This is a genomic window from Aquabacterium sp. (assembly GCF_004297345.1).
In the GTDB taxonomy this organism is placed as follows: Bacteria; Pseudomonadota; Gammaproteobacteria; order Burkholderiales; family Burkholderiaceae_C; genus Aquabacterium.
This window is the reverse complement of the sequence record NZ_SCTN01000330.1, coordinates 1-9,113: the sequence shown is the minus strand read 5'-3', so window position 1 is coordinate 9,113 and position 9,113 is coordinate 1. Positions and strand designations below refer to the sequence as shown.

Below are 9,113 nucleotides of genomic sequence, written 5' to 3'. Positions count from 1 at the left end.
GCTCTATCCACAGAGCTCTGTGGATAGAGCCGCAACGTGCCTTCAATGGCGATTGCAGCCCCCATCTCTACGTGGCGGCCTATGGATGGGTCTGGGGCCGTCTCGCTGCGGTCATCGTAGACACGGATCGTGTACACGGACAACTGAGGGCGAGACGATGCATTGTTTCTTGCCCATGCCAGTAGATACAGCAGCCCCTCCGAGTTGACTAGGTGGACCACCTTGCCGTCCTCTGTGGCAGCCTTCTTCCTTGTGTGTTTTGGGGCGCTTGTCACGTTCGTGGCGGGCATGCCTATAGCGGCACACACGTCCGCAGCGATGAACCACGGGGATGGATCTTCGACCAACACGCGAACCTCTGCGGGGGCCTTGGGGGTGTCAGTAGGCGCGGCTGCGCTTGAGTCGTTCACACGCTACTCCCTATGCTTTGTTTCGGCGGGACTGTAGCGCTGAACGCTGTTCCCCCGCGCCCCTCTTAGGTGGGGCAACGGGGAAGGCTCACTATTGCCAGGGTTAGCCCATCAAACCTGATGCTGTGCACGGCCTCCTTGATCAGTGCGTCAGTGTGTTCATACACCTTGGTGCCTGTGCTGCCCCTCACGCTGTGGCCCGTCACTCGGTCCTTTACTGCCTCAGGGTATCGGGCCTCGGCCAGTTGTGTCCTGACGGTATGCCGAAAGCAGTGAAAGTCAGGGTACTTGCCCAGGCCCACCTCCTTGCGCAGATCACCGAACCATTGGGAGAAGTAGCCCCCGGGCTTGCCTTTGCGGAGCGGAAGGTATGGCCACAGAGGTGATTGACTCGCTCCACCTAGGCCCTGCCAGTACCGCATGAAGCCGAGCCGGATCAACTCAGGGTGCACGGGGAGGGTTCGCCTGCTATTCCCGGTCTTGAGTTGCTGGTGCTCAGCTTCGTCGGTGATGTTCAGGTATGGCTCCCCACCTTCAATGAACACGTCACCTTGCGTCAGTTGGGCAAGTTCACTGACCCGAGCACCTGTAAACATGCCGAGCAGAGGTATCCAGTAGGCGGCAGCTTTCCCAGCCTTCGGGTCTTTTGGTAATCGGTATTCAGTGAACAACGGGTGCCCGAAAAGCAGGCGCAACTCATCCAGGGTCCAGGGACGCCTTGGGGTTGTCTTGGGCTTCTCGATGGACAGGCGGGCCCACGGGTTGCGGTCGATGATCCCAAGGTCATTTTGGGCGAATCTCAGTAGGGCCTGCACCCAGACAAAGTAATCGCGTGCTGTCTTCTGCGATAGCTTGCCCCCGAGCAGCGCCTTGCGGAAGTTTGCCCCGTGTGCATAAGTGATGGCCTTGACTGCCAAGCCCCCTTGGTTATCTTCAAAGGCTTTCAGGGCCCGTTCACATGCCCGGTTGCCATCCTCTGAGCGGTCGCCCACGGCCTTCCATTGGTGGAAGACATGGCGCATCGTTTTGGATGGCGGGGTGATGTCGGTGGCCGGAGGGATGAGGGCTACCGTGTGTATTCGCTGCTCACTTAGGGTGCAATCTGCAGGCTTCCTGAGGTCGGCAAAGCGCGCAAGCCACTGGGCACGCAAGTGAACGCCACGCAGGGCGGCTTCCTGTCGGTCTGTCGTCTTAAGGGTCTTGATGACCTTGCTTCGGCCTTCGTGGGCACCGCGCAAATCAAGCGGGATCATGACGCGGAGGTGGTACACACCGCCACGCTTGAGAAGTCCAGGGAGTTTTGCCATTTGGGCCACCGTCTGAAGTCAGCGGGTGACACGTCAAAGTGACACACTCGGCTGCTCAGGGGGCCTGGAGGCCGTAGGAGCCCGATGAACACGGGCCCCAGATGAATAGGGGTGACGAGCCTGAACCCCGGCACTGAAGGTAATCGGTTAGGGCTGCTTCGTTCCCGACCTGACCCGGTTGGCCGCACCCCCATGCGGGGAGGCCCGTCACTGACGATTGTATGCGATGTCGCGCAGTCTTACGCCGGCACTTGCTCGGTCAGCCACCGTTTCAACAGGGTGATGTGCTGATTCAGGGCCGTGTTGAGGGTCATCAGTGTGCGGCTGACCAGGGGCATGTCCTGGTCGATCAGGGCATTTTCCAGGTCGCCTGCGTGGCGTGACAGCACTTCCAGTCCCAGATTGGCAGAGGTGCCCTTGAGCATGTGCGCCACGCGCCGGGCCTGATCGGGGTCTTCTGAAAGCAATTGCTGGCAACGGCTCACAAAATCGGCTTGCTCGTCGCTGAATCGTGTGATCAGTTTGCGCAGCAGGGCATCTTTGCCGCCGCAGCGTTTGAGGGCGCCAGCCATATCGAGCGACGTCTGATCAGGCTCGGATTCTGTGAGGGGGGCTGACTCCACTGGCGCTGAAACCGCCGCGACCGGGGCTGCGTTGCCGTGGATGTCATCGAGCCTCGTGGTGGTGGCTTCTGATGCGAGCGGCTCCGACGGCGCTTTGGGGGCATTCCGGCTGTGCCGCAGGATCAGGCGGATCATGTCATCCGCATCGAAGGGCTTGGCCAGGTGGCCCACCATGCCTGCGTCAGCGCAACGCTGGCGCTCTTCGGCCATGGCGTGTGCGGTCAGCGCCACGATCGGTAGTTCGGGCTCGCGCATCAGCAGCAGCTCGGTGGCTTGCAGACCGTTCATCACCGGCATCTGCACGTCCATCAGCACGATGTCGAAGTAGCCCGCGCCTTGCTCCTTGTGGATCTGCAGGGCGTGCTTGCCGTTTTCGGCGCAGTGCACCTCAGCTTGCTGCTGTGTCAGCAGGCCCATCAGGATCTCTCGGTTGATGTCGACGTCATCGGCGGCCAGGATACGCAAGCCGCTCAGGCGGGGTGTGTCGATGTCCGCGTTGACGGATGCAACGTTGGCTTCGTCCGGATGAGGCAGGCAGGCCGCGTCGGCTTCTTCCAGCGGCACCACAAGCGTGAAGGTTGAGCCTTCGCCCAGTGCGCTGTTGAGCGTGATGTCGCCCCCCATGAGCAAGGCCAGTTTGCGGCTGATGCTCAGGCCCAGGCCCGTGCCGCCAAATCGGCGTGAGGTTGAGCCATCAGCTTGTTCGAAGGGGGAGAACACGCGTTCTTGCGCTTCGTGGTGCATGCCGATGCCCGAATCCTTGATGGCGAAGTACAGCTTGCCGTGGCTGGCAGACAGGTTGAGCGTCACCCCGCCTTTTTCCGTGAACTTGATCCCGTTGCTCAGCAGGTTGATCAGGATCTGGCGGATACGCAGCGGATCGCCAATGACGGCCTGTGGAATGGCTTCGCACTGGAAGTTGAGGTTGAGGCTCTTGCCGGAGGCGCGCTCTTCCACCATGGCCACGGCATCTTCTGCCAACTGCCGTGGGTCCAGCGCGCATTTCTCGATGGTGAGCTTGCCGGCGTCGATCTTCGAGAAGTCCAGGATGTCGTTGATCACCCCCAGCAGGTGGCGTCCAGAGCGGGTGATGCGCTCCAGAATCTGCTGGACTTGTGGATCCCCTGGCGGGCATTTCTGGCCGACCTGGGCCAGGCCCAGCACGCCATGCAAAGGCGTGCGGATCTCGTGACTCATATTGGCCAGGAACTCGCTTTTGACCCGTGCCAGCCGTTCGGCTTCGGTCTTGGCATCGACCAGTTCACGCTGCATTGTCTTCTGATCGGTGATGTCCACCGCCAGCGTGAGGATGGCCTCGGGCTGACCGAACGCATCCAGCAAGGGCACCTTGGTGACAAGGTGGTCGCGGCGGCTGCCATCCCGGCGCATGCGCGAGTTCTCGTAGCGGACCATGTCCGTGCCATTGAGCAGGTTGTGGTCGTGCTCGCGGATCTGCTCGGCCATGGCGGGTGGAAAGACCTCCTCGGCGGTATGGCCCAGCAGCAGGTCCTTGCTCAGGCCAGAAGACTCTTCAAAGACCTTGTTGCTCAGTTGATAGCGACCTTGCCTGTCCTTGATGGTCAGGCTCACGGGCAGGGCCTCGATCACGGTTTCCAGCCGGTGCTGTTGAACGAGCACTTCGGCCGTGCGTGCCTTGACCTGTTCTTCCAGGTGGGCTCGGTGGTCGATCAGGGCCTGCTCGGCTTCCAGGCGCTTGGTGATGTCATGTCCGAACGCCACGACATAGGCCATGTCATCGATGGTGATGGTGTCGAGCTTGACGGCCCACCAGATGAAGTCGCCGTCCTTCTTGACGGTGCGCCATTGCAGTTCCAGTGCGCCGTGGTCTCGGGTGGCGTGCACATATTCCAGGAAGGTGTCCTGGTTGTAGGGTGCTTCTGTGAACAGGTGATGGCGTCCGACGTCCTTGGTTCGTTTGGCGCCGTGGGCTTGCAGCGCGTGGTGGTTCACGTAATGCAGTCGCCCATTGTCTTTATCGAAGATCAGCACGGCCATGGGTGCATGATCAAGCAGGGTGGCCAGACGCTGCTTGCTGTCCACCAGTTCGCGCTGTGTCTTCTCCTGCATCTCGACTTTGTCTTGCAGATCCTGGCGCGCCTTGTCGATGGTGCTCATGGCTTCCCAGAACAGACGGCTGAAGTGGGTGATGGTCGAACCAATGACCATGAAGACGATGATCAGGATGACGGCGTAAGACGCCACCGGAGGCGTGTTGGTGGGCCCCAGGCCAGGCAGCAGCCCATACCACTGGGCTGCCAGTAGCGTGATGGCGTAGGCAACCGATAGCCGCGTCATGAGCACACCGACACGAGGCCCATGCACAAACCCCATCACCACAATGAGCGCAGCCGGTATGGCCCCGGAGGATGAGGCGATGCCGGTTCCCAAAGCCCATGCCAGGCCATAACAGACCAGCATGGCCGTGATCGCAAAAACGGAGGCTGCAGCGCGAGCGCCCCATCGCTTGTTGACCAGCATGGCCACGATGGCGATGACAGCGCTGAGAATCCCGCTGGCGATCCGGACTTGCCGTATGTGCGGATCCTGGGCCGGCATCAGACTCAGCCCGATGGCCAGCAGCACACCACCTACCGCCCCGATGCGCATCGTCATGTTGACGTTGCTCAGGATGGACTGTTCAATCTGCTGTCGAACAGTCTCCAGCGTCAGCGGGTCGTTCCCGCTCCTGGATGGCGCATGTCGGCCTTTGTTAGCCATTGAGTCGAGCGATCAGCTTGTTGAGGTGGGCTTCGATCTGATTGCTGTGATCGAAGACACCCATCGCTTCGTTGATGTAGCGCTTGAGCGTGTTGGACAAGTGCTCTTCCTGCGACTCCGACAGCCCCAGGTGGATGAAGGAGTGCTCCACCTCGGTGTGCATGCGCTGGAAGACCTGACCCATGTGCATGCGGTTGGCGTGCTGTTGGGCTGAAATGTCCACCAGGGCTTCACGGGTGGCGGCTACCAGCCTCTGGGATTGCTCGAAACCGGATTTCTCCAATTCGACATCCAGTGCGCGCAAGCGCGACACAATGCCTTCTGCCATCAGGGCCACGTTGTCGCGTACCCGCGCCAGGCGGTCGAGTTCATCTTGCGGGTATTGACCGGGTTGCGGGCTCATGGGCAGGTTGCGCACCAGCATCAGCACATTGCCGTAGTTGAAGCTGGTGTTGTCGCCAACAGCCTGGATCTTGGGGCCTGAGCCTCGCTCGATGTGGTCCAGGATGGAGTTGGCCAATGCCGAACATTCACCCTGGCCGGAGCGCGATGCCACCCCTTGACGTCCAGACAGTCGCAGCGAGCCCTCAAAGCCCATTTTCTCCAGTGCGCTGAAAAACGCACAGGCGATGTCGGTGTAGTTGTAGCAATTGCTCAATTGCCTTTGCAGATCCAGCACGACGCCGACTTCGCCATACATGTTGGCGGTGGTCAGCACCGTGTTCATCGCCTCTTCGAACTGGCTGTTGAGGTACTGGTTGCGGGTTCTTTGTTCAACGGCCAGATCGATTTTGGTCGTCAACTCAATCACATCGAAAGGCTTGGTCAGGTAGTCTGTGCCGCCAACCCGGTATCCGCGCAGGCGTTCTTCGATATTGACCCGAGCCGACAGGAACAGAACGGGAATGTCCGCCGTCAGGCTGTCGGCTTTGAGTGCCGTGCAGGTGGCGTAGCCATCCATGTCAGGCATGTCGACGTCCAGCACGATCAGATCGAAAGGCTCGGCGCTGGCCTTGGTGATGGCCTCTTTGCCACTGTGCGCCATCGTCACCTGATAGCGATCCTGCAATGCTGCTTCCAGCATTTCCAGGGTCATGTCATCGTCGTCCGTGATCAGTACGCGAGCCTGAGTCATTGTTCGTCCCTTGATTTGCCAGGCGACTCACAGATTTCGGCTGAAGCCACGCTGACAGCCCGGGGCGCCTGATCCCCGAGTGGAAGATCGACCGCCGTGCGGGAAAATTGAGACGAAAAGTGATCAGGCGGTGCCCACTTGTCCGTGGCCGTGGAACTATTTCACGCCGATTTCAAACTTGACCTAAACTGATGCTCAGGCCTTCAGGTGCTGGCGCAGAAAATCGACGGTGCGATCCCAGGCCTGGGTGGCACAGGCCGCATCGTAGACCTCGGGGCGGGTCTGGTTGACGAAGGCGTGGTGTGCCTCGTAGCGGTGAATGTCCGGGCGTTGGCCGGCCTGGGTCATGGCCGCTTCCAGACCATCGACAGTGGCGGGTGTGCACCAGTCGTCTTTGCTGGCAAAGTGGCCCTGGAACGGAATGCGAATCAGGGCGGGGTCTGCAAACTGGGCGGGTGGGATGCCGTAGAAGCACACCGCGGCCGACAGCCCGGGTACATGCACGGCACTGGCCACGGTCAGTGCGCCACCCATGCAAAAGCCCATCACCCCCACCTTGCCGCCTCGTCGCGCCAGGAATTGAACGGCACCGCGAAGATCCTGATGCGTGGCGTCTGCAAAGTCCAGCCCCGTCATCATGTGGCTGGCTTCGTCGGCCGAGCTGGCCAGGCGGCCACGGTACAGATCGGGTGCCAGCGTGGTGATGCCGGCCGCCGCCATGCGGTCCACGAGCGACCGAATGTGCTCATTGAGGCCCCACCACTCCTGGATCAGGATGACGCAGGGCGTGCCGGCGCCCGCATCGACCAGATAGCCCTGCGTTACGCCGCCATCGGGGCGTTCAAAGGTGATCATCTGACCCATGCTGGACTCCGGCCCTGATCAGGCGATCAGCGCAGTTGCAACTCGTCGGCGCCGTAAACGACGTTCAGTGGCTCGATCACAACCTGCTTGGGGCCTGCTTCCACGCGGCCAGCCACCAGGGCCGGGATGCCCAGGCCTTGCGCGATCTCGACCACGCGTTGTGCGTCGCCAGCAGCCACGTACAAGGCAAAGCCAGCACCCATGTTCAGCGTGCCATAGGCCTCATGGTCATCCAGGCCGCATTCCTTCTGCATGAAGGCCAGCACGGGTGTTTTCTCGGGCAGGGCGGTGATGCGGTAGGTCAGGGTCTTGGGGTGACGCAGCAGCTTGCGCCAGCCGTGGCCGGTCACGTTCGCGCAGTAATGCGGGTTGATGCCGGCGGCGGCCAGGGCTTCGGTCACGGGCGAGTACAGCGTGGTGGGGGCCAGCAGGGCTTCGCCATAGGTCTGGCCATTGCCGATGTCCGTCAGGTAGCCCTTGGGCAGGCGCTCGGCCAGCTTGCGTGCCAGCGACAGGCCGTTGGCGTGGATGCCGCTGGAGGCCAGCAGCACGATCGCATCACCAGCTTCCATCTTGTCGCCCACGGACAAGCGGGTCTTGGGGCTGATGATGCCGGTGCACGAAGCAGCCAGGTCCACGCGGCCATCGGCCACGATGCCGGCCAGCGCGGGCGTTTCGCCGCCGCCCCAGGCCACATTGCAGACTTCGCAAGCCTTCTTCCAGCCTGCCACCAGCGCGTTGGCGCGGATCTTGTCGCCGAACCAGTCCGAGCCACCGGCAGCCCAGTAAGCCTGCACGACCAAGGGCGTGGCGCCTACGGTGATCAGGTCGTTGACGGCCATGGCGATCGTGTCTTGCGCGATGCTGTCGTAGTAGCTCTTGCCGGTCAGCGTGGCCATTTCATCGGCCACCAGCGTCTTGGTGCCCAGGCATTCGACGATGGAGGCCAGGTACATCGGGCCCACGTCCACCACATAGGCGGATTCGCCGCGCGAAGCCAGCACTTCCGAGAAACCATGGCTGGCCAGGTTGGCGCCGGTTTCAGCGGCGGCACGTTGCGCCGCGACCTTCAACGGGTCGATCAGGTCGTAATTGACACCGGCCTGGTCGTAGGTGAGGGGCGCGTTCTGGTTAGTTGGCGTGGTCATGGGCAGGCAAAGAGCTGAATGTTCGGGAAAACCGCGATTATCCCGTACCCGAGCGGCCTGTGGGTCAATTTGCATAGACTGCGGGGCATGAACAGCTTCATCCAGTCCATTCCGGTGCCCTTGCAGTCCGCGCTGCTGCTGGTCTTGTCCAACGTTTTCATGACCTTCGCCTGGTACGGGCACCTCAAGAACATGGCCAGCAAGCCCTGGTTCTTTGCGGCCATCGTGAGCTGGGGCATTGCCCTGTTCGAGTACCTGCTACAGGTGCCGGCCAACCGTGTGGGGGCCCAGCAGATGACGGTCGGGCAGCTCAAGGTCATGCAGGAGGTGATCTCGCTGAGCGTGTTCGTGCCTTTTGCCGTGTTCTACCTGGGGCAGCCGTTCAAGCTGGACTACATCTGGGCGGCGCTGTGCCTGGTTGGTGCGGCGTATTTCATGTTCCGCGCCTGAGTCGTGTTTTCATCAGGCGACATTACTGGCTGATCTTGCGCGCCTCTTCGATCTGATATTCGAAGTAGCGTTGCCCGGAAAACGCGATCGTGGACATCAACACCGTGGCGCCCAGCATCAGCGCCAGCGCCACGCCGATCACGGCCGGCCAGCCGCTGCTGGGGGCCATATCGGGCGATGCCGCCAGTTGCGGGTTGAAGCGGGCGTGCCATTTCTCGTCTGGCGTCAGGCCGTAGAGGATGGCCTGTAGCATCGTGTAGGCCACCATGAAACCCAGGGCGGGGATCAGCACCCACGAGAGTTGATCGTCCTGTCCGAACTCGAACACCCGGTTGATGCCCCAGGCGCCCACCAGCGTCGGCACCGCGTGCAGCCAGCCCCAGAGGTCGCCCAGGCCGTACAGGTAGAAGCGATGTCCGCCCACAGGCCCCGTCAGC

The 9,113-nt window shown here is 61.6% G+C and carries 8 protein-coding genes and 1 other RNA gene; 1 reads left to right on the top strand and 8 read right to left on the bottom strand.

All coding sequences use genetic code 11. The features are described from left to right. The 7 genes from EPO09_RS11910 to EPO09_RS11880 form a co-directional block, all read right to left on the bottom strand. The coding region (locus tag EPO09_RS11910) for a hypothetical protein (RefSeq protein WP_290643344.1) at positions 1-410 on the bottom strand (410 nt) is incomplete at its 3' end. Between the two features lie 65 nt (positions 411-475). Continuing rightward, positions 476-1,717 carry a site-specific integrase gene (locus EPO09_RS11905; RefSeq protein WP_290643342.1) on the bottom strand — a complete coding sequence of 414 codons (1,242 nt, stop codon included), beginning with the start codon at positions 1,715-1,717 and terminating at the stop codon, positions 476-478. 110 nt (positions 1,718-1,827) lie between these two features. After that, positions 1,828-1,926, bottom strand: an RNA gene (gene ffs, locus EPO09_RS11900) — signal recognition particle sRNA small type. Positions 1,927-1,956: 30 nt separating this feature from the next. Continuing rightward, on the bottom strand, positions 1,957-4,974 hold the full coding sequence (locus tag EPO09_RS11895; RefSeq protein ID WP_290643341.1) for a PAS domain S-box protein: 3,018 nt from the start codon (positions 4,972-4,974) through the stop codon (positions 1,957-1,959). 97 nt (positions 4,975-5,071) lie between these two features. Beyond that, positions 5,072-6,214: a response regulator gene (locus tag EPO09_RS11890; RefSeq protein ID WP_290643339.1), complete on the bottom strand. Its 1,143-nt coding sequence runs from the start codon at positions 6,212-6,214 to the stop codon at positions 5,072-5,074. 195 nt (positions 6,215-6,409) lie between these two features. Further along, positions 6,410-7,078 carry a dienelactone hydrolase family protein gene (locus tag EPO09_RS11885; RefSeq protein ID WP_290643337.1) on the bottom strand — a complete coding sequence of 223 codons (669 nt, stop codon included), beginning with the start codon at positions 7,076-7,078 and terminating at the stop codon, positions 6,410-6,412. A gap of 26 nt (positions 7,079-7,104) precedes the next feature. Then, entirely contained in the window at positions 7,105-8,226 is a 1,122-nt protein-coding gene (locus EPO09_RS11880) for an AIR synthase-related protein (RefSeq protein ID WP_290643336.1), read from the bottom strand. A gap of 87 nt (positions 8,227-8,313) precedes the next feature. Between EPO09_RS11880 and EPO09_RS11875 the strand changes: the two genes are divergently transcribed. Further along, on the top strand, positions 8,314-8,676 hold the full coding sequence (locus EPO09_RS11875; protein ID WP_290643334.1) for a DMT family protein: 363 nt from the start codon (positions 8,314-8,316) through the stop codon (positions 8,674-8,676). 22 nt (positions 8,677-8,698) lie between these two features. Here the strand turns inward: EPO09_RS11875 and EPO09_RS11870 are convergent, their stop codons facing one another. Continuing rightward, positions 8,699-9,112: a hypothetical protein gene (locus EPO09_RS11870; RefSeq protein WP_290643332.1), complete on the bottom strand. Its 414-nt coding sequence runs from the start codon at positions 9,110-9,112 to the stop codon at positions 8,699-8,701. Position 9,113: the final 1 nt, after the last annotated feature.